The organism is Sphingomonas psychrotolerans (assembly GCF_002796605.1).
Classification (GTDB): domain Bacteria; phylum Pseudomonadota; class Alphaproteobacteria; order Sphingomonadales; family Sphingomonadaceae; genus Sphingomonas; species Sphingomonas psychrotolerans.
Window position 1 is genome coordinate 2,058,010 of sequence record NZ_CP024923.1, and the last position, 18,088, is coordinate 2,076,097.

At 67.0% G+C, this 18,088-nt stretch carries 3 protein-coding genes; all 3 read right to left on the reverse strand.

The window, feature by feature from the left end; genetic code table 11:
- Positions 1 to 78: 78 nt before the first annotated feature.
- Genes CVN68_RS09355 through CVN68_RS09365 form a run of 3 tightly spaced genes read right to left on the reverse strand, consistent with a single transcriptional unit; the run spans position 79 to position 17,851 of the window.
- Positions 79 to 1,392 carry a hypothetical protein gene (locus tag CVN68_RS09355; protein ID WP_158298807.1) on the reverse strand — a complete coding sequence of 438 codons (1,314 nt, stop codon included), beginning with the start codon at positions 1,390 to 1,392 and terminating at the stop codon, positions 79 to 81.
- Complete coding sequence (locus tag CVN68_RS09360; RefSeq protein ID WP_100281966.1) at positions 1,356 to 12,338, reverse strand: S-layer family protein; 10,983 nt, start codon at positions 12,336 to 12,338, stop codon at positions 1,356 to 1,358. Before CVN68_RS09360 ends, CVN68_RS09355 begins: the two co-directional genes overlap by 37 nt.
- Entirely contained in the window at positions 12,281 to 17,851 is a 5,571-nt protein-coding gene (locus CVN68_RS09365; protein ID WP_158298808.1) for a beta strand repeat-containing protein, read from the reverse strand. The genes CVN68_RS09360 and CVN68_RS09365 overlap by 58 nt, the downstream gene beginning before the upstream one ends.
- Between the last annotated feature and the right edge of the window lie 237 nt (positions 17,852 to 18,088).

The window sequence follows — 18,088 nt, forward strand, 5'->3', positions numbered from 1 at the left end:
TCCTCACAGATCGACTCCGTCGAGCTTGGCCCCCGGCCTTCCCCAAGGGACAAAAATGAGTCCGGACCCTGACTGCGGTCAGGGTAGCGGGTTGCTCGGCGTCTGGGCGGTCCCGGCACTCGGTCCGGTCGCGGTACCCGTCAGGCTTACGGCGATGTTGGCCGCACTGGCCCCCGGCGTGTTGCCGTTCGCGTTCCACGTGGCGACGGCATCGTCCTCGATTCCCGGGCCGCCGTCGAGGAAGCCCTGCAGGAAGATCCGCGGATCGTGGGTGTTGTCGAGCTCGGATACGCGCAGGCGCAGCAGAGTGGGTGATGCGGTGGCGGTCAGGTTGTTGTTCGCGATGTTGGCGTAGATCTGGTTGGTCTCGATGGCCGTTCCCGACGACGAGCCGCTCTGGATGTTGATATCCGCAAGCGTGTTCACGTCGGTCGAGTCGATGACGTTGCCAGTCAGCGTCAGATCGAGGCGGGCGCTGCCCTCACGCGCGATCGCGTCGACCGCCGCACTGTTGTTGCCGGCACCCTGGGTCAAGGTGTTGCCGGTGACCGCGACGGTGAGGTGCGAATTCTCCTGCGCCAGCAGGCGGACGCTGCTGCCCGATGCACCGCTGCCGGCGGGAAGCTGGCTATAGACTTCCACATCGGCGTTGTTGGCGATCCGGCCCATCACGTTCGCGCTGATGAACGAAGTGATGTTGATCGCGGCGCCGCCGCTCGCGCGGATCGTCGGGTTGCCGATGATGTTGAACCGCACCGTCGCGGTGTCGTTGCCGTTGATGTCGATCCCGGCGCCGATATCGGTCTGGCTGTCGATGACGCTGTTGGTGATGTCGACGCTGACCACCGAATCGTCTTCGCCGATGATCTGGACCGCTTGGGTGCGCAGGCGCAGCAAGTCGCTGTCGACGATGTCGATATTGGTCGTCGGCGTGCCGCCGGCGACGCTGAAGCTGCGGAACTGGAGGCCACCCTCGCCGATACCGCTGCTCTGCGTGTCGCGGAAGATCACGTTGTTCAGCGTCAGGTTGAGGTTCACGTCGGTGTTGACGATGTCGAGGCTGTTGGTCTCCGACAGCGCGATCTCGGTATTGGTCAGCGACGACGTGCCAGAGAGGTTGCTGAACTCGATCCCGCTTTCGTTTGCGCCGTCGCCGGCGCCAGTAATCAGGCTGTTGTTGAGCTGGAAGTTGCTCACGTTGATCCCGGTGATGCCGTTGTCGGCGATCGTGCCGGTGATGTTGATGTTGTTGAACACCGCGGTGGCGACCCCGCTCATATAGATCGCGCCATTCGCCGTAGTGAGATCGAGATCCTGGCCCGCGGCCTGCCCGGTGGTGCTGGCATTGGTCAGGTTCAGATTGCTGATGTTGACCAAAGCGGTGTTGAGCAATTCGATCCCGCGCTGGGTGATGTTCTGGATCGTGCCGCCCGAGCCATCGGTGGTGCCGGTGCCGGTGACGGTGAGCCCCCCGCGCCGCCGGTGGTGTTGAGCACGATGCCGCGGGTGCCGCCATTCGCCGAGATCGACAGGAAGTCGAGCCCACCACCGGCGATGTTGGTGTTGACCAGGTTGAGCGCGATGCCGCCGGCCGAGGCGATCGTGTTGTTGGCGCCGGTGATCGTCAGCGAGCCCGCACCCGCATTGGTCGACGTGCCGGTAATGCCGCGTCCGCTCGTCGTATCCACATCGAGACCGCCGCCGGTGAACGACACCGCCGCGCCGGTGGCGGCATTGTTGTCGAACTGGAGTGCGTTGCTGGCGCCGGTGCTGAGCGTCTTGCTCGCGCCCGAGAAGACGATGCTCCCGCCGCTATTGTTGCTGAGCAAGATGCCGTTTGCCGCACCTCCGGTGGCCGAGATGGTGTTCGAGAAGGTGACCGTGCCGCCGGTATGGCCGCTCACCTCCACGACGTTGCCGGCATTGGTCTTGGCGATCGATGCCGCCACGGTGACGCTGCCGCTGCCGCCGGTGACATTGACTCCGTCGCCGGTGATGCTGCCCGCGCCGCCGGCGCCAATCGTGCCGCCGTTGATCGCGATCGCGCCGGTCGCCCCGGCCGCGCCGATGATCGAGACGCCATGCGCAGTGGTGTTGTCGATGTCGACGCTGGTGAAGGTCACGGTGCCGTTGCCGGAGCCATTGATCTCTATACCGTCGCCGCTGATCGTGCCCGTGCCGATCGTCGTCGCGCCGAAGCTGACATTGGCGGCCGAACCGTTGCCGATGAAGATCGCGTCGTTGCCGCCACCCGTGCCGGCAATCGAAGTGGTGCCGCCGATGAACGCGCCCCCGGCGCTGTCGAAATTGTTGAAGTTGATCGCGATCGTCGTGACCACGCCGGTGCTCTGCAGCGAAGCCCAGTTGATGCCGCTGGCGCCCGCGCTCACCCCGGTGAGGTCGATGACTTGCCCCGTGTCTGTCTGGATGCTGTTCCCGCCGCCCGCGACCGTGATCGTACCGCCGCCGGTCGCGTCGAAGCCGGTGCCGCTGGTGGTGACGATGTCGAGCCCGTTGCCGCCTGCCAGCGGCGCGAAGTTGACCGTCGCGCCGCTATTGTTGTTCAGCGTCACGGCGGCATTAACCCCGGTGTTGAGGCTGATCGTCTGGCCGGTAAAGGCGATCGTGCCGCCGGTGTTGTTGGCGATGCTGATGCCGAGGCTGGTATCGGTGAGGTTGCCCGAAAGGGTCGCGATGCCGCCGGTGCGGTTCGTCACCTCGACCGAACGCGACGCGCCGCCGCTGGTGGTCAGGGTGCCGCCATAAGTGAAGTTGAGCGCGTCGCCGTTGAGCGAGACGCCGCGGGTCGTGGCGGTGATCGCGCCGGCGGCGATGTTCACCGTGCCGGTGATCGTGCCCGCCCCGGTGCGCTGGACGAAGATGCCGTTGGCGCCGCTGGTATTGCTCGCCGAGGCGAAGGCGAGGTTGACCGCGGTCGTGGTGCCGCCGGTATCGGTGACGCTGAGCAGCGTTCCGCTCGTCGTCGTGATCGAATTGCCGCTGCCCTGGACGTTCACCGTTCCGCCTCCGGTGACAATCATCGCGGTGCTGGTCGTGCCAGTGATGTCGAGCCCGGTGCCGCCCGCATTGAAGGTGATCGTCGAGCCCGCGTTGCCCGACAGATTCACTGCCGTGCCAGTGCTGGAGATGGCCATCTGGCCGGTGAAGGTGACTACGCCGCCATTGCTGTTGGCGACCGAGATCACGTTGCTGGCATTGGCGATGCTGCTGCTGATCGCGCCGTTGAACGTGGCGGTGCCCGCGTCGTGCCCGTCGATCTCGACTGCAGTCCCGTCATTGTCGGTGATCGTGCCGTCGAAAGTGACGTTGGCGCTGCTGAGCAGCACGAAGGCATTGCCCGCGGCATTATGGGTTAGCGCCGTTGCCGAGCCGAAGGCGAAGGTTCCGGTCGCGCCGCCCAAGATGTCGATGCCGGCACCGCCGCCGTTGAGCGTCGTGATCCCGGTAAAGTTATAGGTGCCGTCGGCGTTGTTGAACTGCATGCCGGCGCCGTTGGTCGCATTGATCAGGCCGGCAAAGGCGAAGGTCCCGGCGGTGTGGTTGCCGGTGAAGTTCAGCGTCAGTCCGCCTGTCGCCTGAACGATCGAGCTCGCGCCGTCGAAACTGAAGCCGGCGGTGCCGCCGCTGACGGTCAGCGCGGAGGTCGTCGCGCCTGCGATGTCGACATTGGTAGCGTTGATCGTGCCGGCCGCATTGGTGAACGACAGGCCGGTCGCCGCGCCGGTGATGCTGACGTTGGTCAGCGTCGTCGTGCCGGTGGCATTGTCGATGATGATCGAAGTGCCGGTCGCGCCGGAAGCGGTCACGTTGGTGATCGTGCTGCCGGCGGCGTTGAGGAACGCGTCGTTGGTGTTGCCGGTGAAGGTCACGTTGTCGATCGTGGTGTTGGTCGACGGCGTGATCTCGATGCCATAGCCGCCCACCGCGTCGAAATTGCGGATCGTCATGAAGTTGACGATCGTGCCGGTGGCGCCGCCATTGTCGACGATGCCGCGCAACGCGCCGGCAGGGTCGCCGTCGAGGATGAAGCCCGAAATGCGGTTGCCGCTCGCGCCCAGCGTGATCACATTGGCGCCAGCCGCCGAAGTGAGCGTCGCCGCGCCATTGCCGGTGGGATCGGCGATATTGATCGTGTTGCTCGATAGCTGGATCGTCGCGGGGACGACCAGTGTAAGCGCCAGCGGCCCTTGGCCGAAGCCGCGCACCTGGGTGTCGGCGAGCAAGGCAAGCGTATCGTTGCCGTTCGAGCCCGCGGCGCTGATCGCGTTGCCGTCGTTGACGAGCACGATCACGTCGGTGGCGGCCAGCACGAGCTCTGCCGCACCGAGCGTCATCGGATTGGCGCCGTCTGCCCCCGATCCGTTGCCGCCGCCGGTGGCACCGTTCGAATCGACGAACCACGTACGGCCGACGCCGAAGCCGAGGCCCGGGCTCGCGCCGAACGTGACGTCGGTGAAGTTGTAGGTGCCGGCGACGGGCGCCGCCGCGGCGTTGATCCCGGTCGCCGCGGAAATGGTCGAGGTGCCGTCGGTGGCCGATTCGCCGTCGCCATAGGTGAAGGTCGCGTTGGTCGCCGCATTGAGCCAGACGCCGGTGGCGACGCCCGAGATGGTCGACGCGGCGCCGCCGACGGCCGAGTCGCCGAGCCGGATCACCTGCCCGCCGGTGGTACCGCGCAGGTCGACGGCAACCGATATCCCCGCCGCGGCCGCATTGGTCACGTCGAAATCGCCCGCGGTGATCGCCGCAGACAGCGTGGCGCCGTTCAGGTCAACCGCGATGGCAGCGTTATTGTTGAGGCCGATGTCGAGATCGCCGATCGTCAGTGCTGCGCCGAGCGTGCCGGTGACGTCGATACCGCGTGACAGCACGCCCTGCAGATTGACCGTGCCCAGCGTGATCGCGCCGCCGCCTGACGAACCGACATTGGTGAGCGCGATGCCGGTGGCGATATTGGTGGTGTTCACGCTCGCGAAGTTGATGCCGCCGGCGCCGGCCGTCACGCCATCCAGCACGATGACCTGGTTGCCGGTGGCGCTGATCGTGTTGCCGCTGCCGGTGATGTTCAGCGTGCCGCCGCCCTGCGCGAAGAGGCCGCTGGCGCTGCTGGTGATCGCCATCCCGCCGCCGGTGAAGTTGATCGTCGCGCCGGTATTGTTGAGCAATTCGACGCCGATCGTGGCGCCGCCGTTGATCGCGTTATTGGCGCCCGAGAAGGTGATCGTGCTGCCGCCGCTGTTGTTCATGATCGACCAGCCGCTGGCCGCGCCGCCCGAAGAGATGAAGCCGCCGAAGTCGATGCTGCCGCCGGTGCGATTCTGAATATCGATCGCGCGCGCCGCAGTGGTTTTGAGGATCCCCGCGTTGATCGTGATCGCGCCGCTGCCGCCATCGATGACCACGCCGCTGCCGGTCGGATCGTTGAGGTTGCCGATGTCGCCGCCGCCGACCGTCACCGTCCCGTCGGAACCCGTGATCAGGACGCCGTCGCTGGCAGTGTTGTCGATGGTGACGCTGGTGAAGCTGATCGCGCCGTTGCCCGCGCCGTTGATTTCGATGCCCTCGTCGCCGGTGCCGGCGATCGTGGTGGCGCCGAAGCTGACCGCCGAGCTGGAACCGCCGCCGACGAAAATGCCGTCGCTCGTCGCGCCGCTGGTGCCCGCGACCGATACGGTGCCGCCGTTGAACGCGCCGCCATCGAGATTGTTGATCCGGATCGCGGTGTTGGCGACGGTGCCCGAATTGCCGAGCGAGGCGAAGGCGATGCCGCCGGCGCCCGCGGTCACCCCGTCGAGATTGACGATCGAGCCGGTCGTCGTGGCGATCGAATTGCCCGCCCCGGCGACGCTGATCGTGCCGCCGACCGAGGCGATCAGCCCCGCGCCACTGGTGGTGACCACATCGACACCGGCGCCGCCGCCTGCGAAACTGATCGTCGCGCCGGCATTGTTGGTGAACGACAGGCCGATGCCGCTGGTGTTGTTGATGGATACCGCGCCGTTGAACGTCGCGTCGAGCGCGTCGGTCTGGGCGGTATTGTCCTGGATCGCGATACCGGCGGTGGTGGCGCCGGTGACGGTGACTGCCCCGGTGACAGTGAAGCCGCCCTCGACCTGATCGAGCAAGATGCCATAGGCGCCGCCATTCGCGGTGACGCTCGCCAGCGTCATGTTGACGGTCAGCGGATCGAGATTGACCGCGGTGCCCCCGGTGGTGTCGGTCGAGCCGTCGAGCGTGGTCAGCAGGAAGCTGTTCGCCTTGGAATTGGCGACGAGCAGGCCGGTGCCGCCAGTGTTGGCGATGTCGAGATCGCTGAAGGTCAGCGCCCCCGAGACGTTAGTCAGGCTGAGGCCGCCGCCCTGCACACGCGCGCCGGTCGTGCCGATGGTCAACGCGCCGCCGTTGACGGCCTGGATCCCGCCGGTCGCGAGGTCGCTGTCGAAGGTCACGGTGTTGAACACCAGGCCCGCAGTCTCGCCGCCGGCGGTGCCGATGTTCAGGTTCGACATGCCGGTAACGGTCAGCGTGCCGCCGGTGCCGTCGAGGTTGAGCAACGCGCCGGCCTGGTTGCCGGCATTGGCGAGGCTCAGATTCTGCAGGTTGACGATGCGCGCGAATGCGCCGGAGCGCAGATCGATCGCCGCGCCGCCGCCCGAGATCGTGCTGTTGCGGAGCGTCGCGGTGCCGGCATTGGCGTTGGCGAAGATGCCCGCGCCAGTGCCGGTGTTCGACACCACGACGCCGTCGATCACGCTGGTGCCCCCAAGCTGAACGGTGCCGGTGGCGTCCGCCGATGTCAGCAGCGGCGCGCCCGAGCCGCTGTTTGGATTGGTGATGGTACCGGTGGTGACGTTGAAGACGAAGACGTTGGGCGGCGCACCGCCGCCGACATTGAAGCTGTCGGTGTCACGGAAGCTGAGCAGCGACTGATTGTTCGCCAGCGTGAGCGTGCCCGAGAGCGTGTCGAAGCTGCCCGCCCCCGCCTGCGTATCGAGCAGAACGATGTAGCTCGCACTCGACGCGTCGGCCGCGGCGAGGCTCCCCGGATCCGACCGGCTGCCGACGCCGCTCGCGCCGGCGCGGACGAAGAAGGCGCTGACCTCGAGCGGACTGGTGTCGCCGACGAGGGTAGCGTCGCGGAAATCATAGGTGCCGGTCGCGCCGTTGAGCCCGGCGATGACGATCGGCGTGGTGGCGTTGATCGTCGAGGCGGCCAGATCGAAGTCGATGTTCGAGCCGTCGCCATAGCGGAAGGGCCCGGTGCGTGACGCATTTGTGAGGTCGACGCCGATGCCGACCCCGGTGATCGTGCTGCTATCGCCGACGATGAAGCCGGTGCTGCTGGTATTGCCGGTGAGATCGATGCCGCGCGTACCCGTGGCCGTGGCACCGCTGATGTCGAGCGTCGTGAAATTGAGGTTCCCGCCCATTGATGCACGCGCATCGACACCGCGCGCCCCGGTCTGCAAGCCGGTGATGTCGACATTGGCGAAGCTGATCGCACCGGTATTGCCGGCGCCAAAGAGGATGCCAGCGACGGTGGCGCCGTCGATCACGGTGTTGCCGACGGTCAGCGTATTGGTGAGACCGGTGACCGCGATGCCGGTGGCGCTGGAGCTGATGTTCACCGTGCCGATGCCGACGGCGCCGCTGTTCGTCGTCAGCGCAATGCCGGCGCCCACGGCGCCGGATATCGTGACGTTGCCGAGGTTCACCGGCGCGCTCGAATTGTGGAGCGAGACTCCCGAACCTGCCGCGCCGGCAACGGTGATGCTGCCGAAGCCGAGCGTGCCGAAACCGCCGATCGTGCCGAGATCGATTCCCGCACCCGCTGTGGTCGCCGAGACCGTACCAAAGGTCAGATTGGCGCCGTCGATGACGATGTCGGCGAGCGTCAGCAGCGCGCCCGAACCGCTATGCGACATATTGATGCCCGACCCGGCCACCGTCAGCATGCCGGCACCCGCGCCGCTCAGCTCCAGCGCCGAATCGGCGCCCGAGGCGGCAAGGCTGAGATTGGTGAGCGTCGCCGTCGCAACGACGCCGCCATCGGTGAGGCGCAGCGCCGTGCCGGCTCCCGAAAGCGTCGCGTTCGACACCGTGACGCCGGTGAGGCCGGCACCACGGATCGCGGCAAAGCCGGCCACGCTCTGCACGAACACACCGTCGACGAGACTGTTGCTGGCCAGCGTCACGGTGTTGGCCGCGCCGGTGGTGGTCACGACCGGAGCGCGGTCGGTAGCGGTGTCGCCGAGCACACCGTACGGGTTGACCACCTGCCCCGTCGTCACGCCGGTCAGGATGACGTTGGCCGGCGCGCCGCCGGGCAGGATAATCGTATTGTTGTCGCGGAAGCTGCGCAGCGCCTGATTGGCGTCGAGCACCAGCGAATCGTTGCCGTTGGAGCCGAGTGCGTCGAGCACGTCCTGCCCGCCGGTGGGGTTGTTGAGCAGGATGATGAAGTCGGCGGTCGCCAGTTCGGCGCCGGCGAGGCTGCCTGGATCGCCGAGCGTGCCAGCGCCGGTCGCGCCGGCCAGGACGTAATAGACCGTCGCCGAAGTCGCGAGCCCGCTGGTGTCGCCGATCAGGCTCACATCGGCGAAATTATAGGTGCCCGCGCCGCCGTTGAGGCCTGTGATGACCAGCGGCGTGGTGGCGGCGATCGTCGAGGCAGTCGGCGCGCTGCCGTCGCCATATTGGAAGAGACTGGTGCGCGAGGCGTTAGTCAGGTCAACGCCCACGCCCACGCCGGTGATCGCGCTGCTGTTGGTGATGACGATGTTGCCGGTGCCAGTGTTGCCGGTGAGGTCGATGCCCTTGCTGCCGACGGCCGAGGTGCCGGCGATGTCGAGCGTGTCGAACGTGACAATGCCCGTCGCGCCGGTCAGATTGACTGCGGTCTGGTTCGCGCCGAGGCCGGTGACGTCGACGTCACCAAAGGTGAAGGCGCCGCTCGATCCGTTGAAGATCGCGATCCGCGCGCCGCCCGACAGGGCCAGAGCGCCGAACGTGTAGGTCCCGTCGGCATTGTCGAAGCTGATGCCGAAGCCGTTGGTGACGTCGAAGGTCGCCGCGCTCAGGTTGATCGCGCTCTGATCGGATGTGGCGTGAACCACTTCGGACGCGGCAGGGGCGTTGGCCACGAGCGTGCCCGAATAGGTGATGTTCGCCTGTGAGGTGATGGCAATGAGTCCGACCATCATCGAAGTGACGCTCGTGGCGGTGCCGAAGCTGAAGGTGCCGGCCGAACCGTTGGCGACCCGGATGCCTGCCGAGGCCCAGCTCAGCGTGGTTGGGCCGGTGAAGTTGTAGGTACCGTCAGCGTTATCAAATCGCACGCCGGTGCCGTCGGTGGCGCTGATCATGCCCGTCTGGAAGGTAAGCGTGCCCACGCTGTGATTGATGACGTTCACCGCTGCCTGCCCGGAGGTCGCGAAGGTCAGGTCGCCGCTATAGGTCAGCCCGGCGGTCGAGTTCGCGATGTTGATCCCCGTGCCGCTCGGGCTGGTGATCGATGTCCCGGTGCCGAAGCTGAAGACGCCGGCCGAACCGTTGACGATGTCGATCCCGGCATCGCCGCCGTTCAGCGTCGTGGTGCCGGTGAAATTATAGCTGCCGTCGGCATTGTTGAACTGCAGGCCGGTGCCATTGGTGACGTTGAGCGTGCCGGTCTGGAAGAGAATCGTACCTACGCTGTGATTGACGACGTTCACCGCTGCCTGCCCGGCAGTAGCGAAGGTCAGATTGCCGCTATAGGTCACCCCGGCGGTCGAGTTGGCGATATTGATGCCTGCGCCAGTGGGGCTGGTGATCGACGTCCCCGTACCGAACGCAAAGGCGCCGCCCGAGCCGTTGACGATGTCGATCCCGGCATCGCCGCCGTTCAGCGTGGTGGTGCCGGTGAAATTATAGCTGCCGTCGGCATCGTCGAACTGCAGCCCGGTGCCGCCCGTCGCGCTCAGCGTGCCGCTGAAGGTCGCGGCATTGATGTTGCCGTTGCCGACCAGCACCAACGCGCCCGTGGTGATCCCGGTGATGTCGCCGGCATAGCTGAAGTTGCCCGCGCCCGTGTTGGACAGCTCGATGGCCGCGGTCGTGCTCCCGACGATCGACGAGCCGCTGCCGAAATTGAAATTGCCGCTGGTCGTGCCAGCCAGCACAACGCCGACGGCAGGGTTGCCAGTGACAGTCAGCGTGCCGATATCGAGCGCGCGCCCGCCCGCCCCCACACCGGTTACGTCGTTGGCGATTACGGCGATACCGGAACCTGCATAATCGACGCTGGTCAGTTGAATATCGGCCGAGAGATTGTCCAGCGCGATCGCATTGTAGTTGAGGGCGTTCATGCTATCGATGGTCCCGCCGGTGATGGCGAGGGTGAAGCCGCCGGCGTCGCCACTGGCGAAGAGCCCGACTGCTCCTGTGTTGAAGATGGTCGTCGCGAGGCTGAGCGCGCCCGTCGCACGTTCCATAATGAAGCCATAGCCCGCGACGCGATCGGCTGCGCTGCCGATGTCGACCGTGCCGGTCACCGTCTGGATCCCTGCCGCGGACAAATCCGCGTCGAAGACGACATCCTGGCCGTACACGCCCCCGGTCAGGAACCCGCCAGCGGTGGTGCCAGCGATGGTGATGCCAGTAAGTTGGGTGACGGTGAGCTGGCCGCCGCCATTGCCCATCAGAGAGAGCGTCGAAAGGCCGCCGAGGTTGCCGCCCGACAGAGCGAGGTTGCTCAGCGCAACATCGGCGGCGAGGCCGTTGTCGATGATCTCGATCGCGCTGATGCTGCCGAAGATCGCGCTGTTGCGGATGCTGACACCCGTCATGCCGGCGCCGTACACGCCCCGCGCATCGAGATTGCCGATCTGGACGCCGTCGATCAGCGTGCCCGAGGCGAGCGTGACCGTATTGGCGCCCGCCTGGCTGGTGGTGAGCAAAGCCGCGCCCGAACCCGCATAGGGATTGGTGACGGTGCCGCCAGCAAGACCGAAGAGCAACAGGTTCGCCGGCGCGCCGCCGCCGACGCTGAGCGTGTCGCCGTTGAGGAAGCTCAACAGGCTCTGGTTCGCGATGAGATCGAGGCTACCACCGGCCGAGGCGGCGTCGAGGACGTCCTGGCCGGCGCCGACCTGCGTATCGAGCAGGATGATGACGTCGGCGCCCGAGGCCTCTGCCGCGGCAAGGCTGCCGGGATCGGCGCGCGTGCCGGCGCCGACTGCGCCCGATTGCACCCAGTAAACCGTCTTGTTGGTCTGCAGACCGCTGGTGTCGCCGCTGAGCGCGACATCGGCGAAGTCATAGGTCCCGACGCCCGGATTGAGCCCGCCGATCGCGATCGGGGTGATCGCGCTGATCGACGATGCAGCGCCGTCGGCATCGGTGCTCGAGCCGTCGCCATAACGGAAAGTGCCGGTGATCGCCGCGTTGGTGAGATCGACGCCCACATCGACGCCGGTGATGCTGCTGCTCTCGTTGACGTTGATGTTGGCTGCGGTGGTCGATCCGGTCAGGTCGATGCCAGTGCCGCCTGTGCCGGTAATGTCGAGCGTCTGGAACGTCACGTTGCCGGTCGCCCCAGTCAGGTCCACTGCGGTCTGGCCCGCGCCGAGCCCGGTGATGTCGACGTTGTCGAAGCTGATCGCGCCGGCCGAACCGCTGGTGATGCTGATGCCCGCGCCGCCGGAGAGCTGGACATCGCCCAATATGGTGTTGCCGTCGGCATCGGTGAAGGTCATCCCCGCGCCCGTGCTCGCGCTGATTGTCGCCTGCGAGAAGTCGAGCGTGCCGCCGGTCTGACCGATCACGCCGAAGTTGTCGCCAGCGGTGGTTTGACTGAGGCTGCCGAGATAGGTGACGTTGGCATCCGAATTATGCAGGAAGAAATTGGAGATCGTGTTGTTTGTCGCGCTGGTCCCGGCGCCGAAGAACATGTTGCCCGATGAGCCGGACACGATGCTGATCCCGCCGTCGGCGTGCATCGTCGTCGTGCCGGTGAAGGAATAGCTTCCGTCGGCGTCGATGAAGAAAAGTCCTTCGCCGCCGGCTACGTCGATCGTGCCGTCGTGGAAGTTCGCCGTGCCGGTGTGGCTGAACGCCCACAATGTCGCGCCGGCGCCCGGAGTGCTGGTGATGTCGCCGGCAAAATCGAGATTGACGGTGCCACCCAGTTCGACGGCGTAATCGCTATCGTGCGTGATCGATGCGTTGGTGAACACATAGTCGCCGCTGCCGGCCAGGTGGAGCCCGCCGCCGGTAAGGCTCAGGCTGCCGACGTTGAGCACGGGTTGGCCCGCATCGGCTGCAATGCCATCGACCATGTCGATTCCGCCAGCGGTGGCGGTGATGCTGCCGAAATTGAGCGTGAGCGCGCCAGCCGCGGTGACCAGCGCGTCGTCGCCTGCAGTGTCGATCGAGCCCCGCGCACGGTGGTGGTCAATCCGCCGCCAGTGAGCTCCACACCGACGCCATTGGCGTTGAAAACGTTCAGGCTGGTCAGTTCGAGGCTGCCATCGCCCATGATGCCAAAGCCCGTGCCATCGACCCGCGCGCCCGCTGCGCCGATCGTCACCGCGCCGACGACGGTCTGCACGCCCGCAATCGCCAGATCGGCGTCGAAGGTCACGTCGGCAGCGGACAATCCACCCGTTTCGCCATTGCCCCCCCTGACGGTGATGCCGGTAAACGCCGTCAAGGTGAGCGTGCCGGTGCCGGAGCCGTTGAGCTCGAGCGCAGTGCCGCCGCTCGATGCGAGTTGCAGGTTACTCAGCGCCGCGCTGGACGCGGCGGGGCCGTCACCCAGATAGATGGCGCCCATATGCCCGGAGATGGTGCTGTTGCGAATGGTGACATTGGCCAGCCCGACGCCCAGCACGCCATACCCGCCGCCGACCGGCGTCTGGATCGAGAGGCCGTCGATCGTGTTCGACCCGCCCAGTGAAACGGCGTGCGCGCCTGCCACGGTCGTCGTCAACACCGGCGCGCCCGAGCCGGCATAGGGGTTGCCGATCTGCCCCTGTGGCATGCCGTAGAGCAGCAGGTTTGAAGGCGCCCCGCCGGGCAGCATCAGAGTGTCGCCATTGAGGAAGCTGAGCAGATCGCGCCCGGCCGCAAGATCGAATGATCCGCCTGCGCCCGCCGCGTCGAGCAGGTCCTGCCCGCCGGTCGGATCGTTGAGCAGGATGATCGTGCTCGCGGCGGAGGCCTCGGCGCCGGCGAGGCTGCCCGGATCGGCGAGCGTGCCGATCCCGGTCGCGCCCGCCTTGACGAAATAGAGCGTCGCCGAGGTGGTCAGCGTCGCGGTATCGCCGGTGAGCACCACGTCGAGGAAGTCATAGCGGCCCACCCCGGCGTTGACGCCGGTGATGACGATCGGCGTCACGGCATTGATCGTGGAGGCCGCACCGTCGGCATCGGTGCTCGAGCCGTCGCCATAGCGGAAGCTGCCGGTGATCGCGGCGTTGGTGAGATCGACGCCCACGCCGACGCCGGTGATGCTGCTGCTCTCGGCGATGATGAGATCGGTCGCGAAGCTCGCGCCGGTCAGATCGATGCCGCGCGTGCCGGTGGTCGAGCTGCCGGTGATGTCGAGCGTGTTGAAGCTGATCGTGCCGGAGGCAGCGCGCGCATCGACGCCTCTCCGCCCGGCGCCGAGACCGGCGATGTCGACGTCGCCGAACGCGATCGCGCCGGTGCTGCCCGCGCCGAAGACGACGCCCGAAACGCCCACGCCGGAGATGCTGGTGGTCCCGGTGAACGCGACGCTGCCGTCGATGTCGGCGAGCACGATCGCGTTGGCCGCGCCGTTGATCGAGAGGCTGCCGATGGACACGCTCGCGCCCGTCGCGACGCCGTTGATCGAAACGCCGGTGGCGGCGCCGCTGATCGCACCGCCGCCGACGGCGACGGTGCCGAGGCTGTTCTGAATCTCGAGGCCGGCGCCCGCGGCGCCGCTGACCGTGAGCCCGCCGATCGTGACCGCGCCGTTTCCGGCCAGCCCGACGCCGTTCGCGCCGCTGCCGCTCGCGGTGATCGTGCCGATCGTGATCGCGCCGCTGTTGTTCGCAAGCTGGACGGCGTCGCCGGCACTGCCGCTCACGCCGATCGACTGGACGAGGACGGCGCTGCTGCTGCCGTTGACCGACACGCCGGCGCCCGCCGCCGTTCCCGCCACTGCGATGCTGCCGAAGACGAGATTGCCGCCGGTGACGTTCTGCGCCGATACCGCGCCGGTCGCGGAGGTGCCGGCCGAGACGGAGCCGAAGCCGAGCCCGCCCGAAATGATGTCGGCAAGCGACAGCGCCGCGCTGGCGCCCGTGGCGGCGATGTCCACGTCGGCGCCCGACACGGTCAGCGTCCCCGCCCCGGCCCCGCTCAGCGCGAGCGTGGTGCCCGCGGCGGAAGCGAGGTCCAGATGGGTCAGCTGGACCGAGCTTGTCGTGCCGCCGTCGCTGATCGCGATCGCGCCGTTCGCGCCGCTGATGTTCGAATTCTGGATCCGGACGTTGCTGACGCCGCTGCCCTCGACGCCAACGTCGCCGCCGGCGTTGCGGATGATCAGCCCGTCGATCGTGCTGTTGCTGGCGAGGTTGACTGTCGCCGATCCGGCAATGCTGGTCGTCAGCACCGCGCCGCCCGACCCGGCATAGACGTTGGTGATCCCGCTCGGCCCGATCCCGCTGACGATCAGGTTGGCCGGCATGCCGCCGCCGCTCGCCGCGAAGAAATCGCCGTTCAGGAAGCTGACCAGGGATTGTCCGGCGGCCAGATCGAACGATCCGCCCGCGCTTGCCGCGTCGAACACGTCCTGCCCGCCCGCTGCATCGTTGAGCAGGACGATATATTGTGCGGTCGAGGCGTCGGCCCCGGCGAGGCTGCCCGGATCGTCGCGCGTGCCTGCGCCGGTCGCGCCGACCTGCGCGTAATACGCCGTGAAGCCGGCGCCGGTGAGATTGCTGGTGTCGCCCTGCAGCACGACGTCGGCGAAATTATAGCTGCCATGGCCGGCGTTCATCAGTTCGATGATGATCGGAACATTGGCAGTGATGCGGCTGCCCATCGCAGTCGCATCGCCGTCGCCGAAGCGGAACTGGCCGGTCATATTGGCCTGAGTCAGATCGACCCCGATGTCGACGCCCTGGATTACGCTCCCGCCGAGGATCATCACGTTGCCGGCGTTGGTCGATCCGGTCAGATCGATACCCGTGCCGACGCCGGTGCCAGTGATGTCAAGCGTATTGAACAGCACGTTCCCTTGCGCGCCGCGCACGTCGAGTCCGGTGAAATCGCCTAGTCCGGTAATGTCGACATCGGCGAAGGTGACGCCGCCCGACACGTTGCCGATGACGATGCCGTTCGCACCCGGATTGGCGATCGTCACCAGTCCATTGAACCGGATCGAGCCGGCGAGCCGGTTTAGCGTGATCGCATCGCCGACGGTGCCGGTGAGGGTGATCGCGCCGAAGCTGATCGCCGAACCCGCAAGGGTGTCCTCGACGAGGATGCGGCCGCTGCCGCTGATCGGCCCGGTGAAGCTGATCGTGCCCGTGCTGTTGAAGATCGCGACGATCGGCGAGGCCCCGGCCGGATCGGTGATCGATCCTGCGAAGATCAGGCCGACGCTGCCGCCGCTCCCGGCGACGCCCTGTTCGCCGATCCGGACCGAATTGCCGCCGCTGTTCGAAATCGCGCCGCCATTGACGCGCACCAGTCCGGTCGAGTTGAGGACGACCAGTCCGTCGCCGCCGCTGTTCGAAATCGTCAGCGTGCCGATGGTGAGCGCGTTGCCGCCGGTCCCGCCGCCCTGGACCGTGTTGAGGATCACACCCGGTCCGCCTGCGCCGACCGAGCTGACGCTGGCGAAATTGAGGTTGATCACCAGCGGATCGAGGTCCGCCGCGGTGCCGCCGACCGTATCGATCGTGCCGTCGAGGGTGGCGAGGGTGAAGCTGTTGACCTTCGCGTTGACGACGCGGAGGCCCGTCGCCCCGCTGTTGGCGATGTCGAGATCGGCGAAACTCAGGCTGCCGGTGACGTCGGTGAGGAAGACGCCCTGGCCGTTCACTCGCGCGGCGGTGGTGCCGACTTCCATCCGCCCGGCATTGACCGCCTGGATGCCCGCCGTGGCAGTGCTAGCGTCGAAAGTCGCGGAGCGGACGCTGACGCCGCCGGTTTCGCCGGTGCCGCCGCGGATCGTGATCCCCGACATTCCCGTGACGGTGACCGTGCCGGCGCCCGATCCGTCCATGTCGAGCACATTGCCGCCGGTGGCGGAGAGCGTCAGGTTCGACAGCGAAACGGCAAGGTTCGCCCCGCCGTCGTTGATGTCGACTGCGCCCGCGCCGCCCGAGATCGTCGAGTTGGCGAGGCTCACGCTGCTGCCGCCGTTGATCAGCACGCCCGCACCCGCGCCGCCGCGGATGGTGAGCCCGGTGAGCGCGACAGCGCCCAAAGTGTTGGTGAGCGAAAGCCCCGCGCCGCCGGTATTCTCGATGATCACCCGGTCGAGCGCGAAGCCGCCGACTCCGTTTGCGGCGATCCCCGCGCCCGCGCCGCGCACCGTGACGTCGCGCACCACCGAGCCTTGGCCGAGCGTCACTGCCGCCCCGCCCGCCGCGGTGCCGACGATGATGCCGTTGGTGCCGCCCAGCCCGTACGCGACCGTGCTGCCATTGCGCAGCCGCACATCGACTGCGCTTCCGCCGCCGAGCAGATATTGGTCGGTGGCCAGCGTCACGCCCGGCGTAGCGATGTTGCCTCCGCTGCCGAGGGCGACGACGACGCCGTTGGTGCCCGCGCGCGTGACTGCATCGACGAGCGTGGTGGGCGTCGCGATCGTGCCTGCTGCGCCGGCGGCGCCCGTACCGCTGGCATAATAGAAGCCGCCGAACTGGTTGCCCGTCCGGGCATCTACGGCGAAACGGGTGCTGGTCAGATCGGTGTACCGGCTGCCCGAGCGCGCGACATAATCGCGGCGCACCCGGTCGCCCATCTGGCGGTCGAGCCCGGTGGGCGCCGCGCCGCGATCGCCCCCGCGCCCGCCAAACGGGACCGACAACCGCACCGTCGCGCGCGCATCGGTGCCGAAGCGATTGTCGTGCTCCAGCGTGCCACCGAAGGTGAAGCGCGCGCCGCTGTCCTTGTCCTCGACGTCCATCTCGAGCCCGACGCGGTAGCCGCGGTAGTTCTCGTCGGCGTCCTTGTCCCAATAATCGAACCCACCGACCGAGCCGCGGATGCTGGCATTGTTGCCGATCGGCAGGCGCACGCCGGCCTCGCCGTTGAATCCCTGGAGCGGAATCGCCTCGAGCCGGAAGCCGCTATAGCGCTCGATCAGCCGATTATTCTCCAGCACCAGCGCACCCGCACCCGCGGCGGCGGGATCGATATAGCCGATCGTCCGGGTCTTGCTGAGCGGCAGGCGGTAATTGACTCGCACGTCGAACACCGAGGAGAAGCCCTCGAGCCCCATCGACAGCGCCGCCTGATCGCGCGAGCCGATGTCCGAACGATAGAAATCGGCGCCGATATTGGCCCCGATCGCAATGTCCTCGCCGGCGCGAAAGCGTGCGCCGACGGTGGCGGAACCGTTGCGGTCGAAGCGCGGGTCATAGCCGATGCGTCCGTCGACATAGACCAATGTCGAGTCGTTCTGCGCGATCGGCGCGAACAGCGAAGTCGAGACCCCGATATCCTTGCCGACCTGCGCATCGACTTCGGCCCGCGGCTTCCAGGTGGGCGCGTCGCTGGTCTGCCCCAGCGCGGGCGAAGCCGCGGCGAGGATCGCCCCGGTCAGGCACGTCGAAAAAAGGCGTGCCTTGCTGGACTTGCGCATCGATTTCATCCCCCGTCCGCCAGCCGCGATCAGCAGCCGACGCCCCCATCAAGCGTGCGCGTTCCCAAGCCCGTCTACGCGGACATTATCGAACCCAAGGGCGACACCTCGGTCGAGGACTAGCACAGGGCGATATCTGCAACAAGCGAGAGCTAAGTAGATCTACCGACAGGTTTAAGATGTGATTGGTGATCTTCTATCCGTGCGAGAGTCAATCGATGTGAAGATTAATTCTTT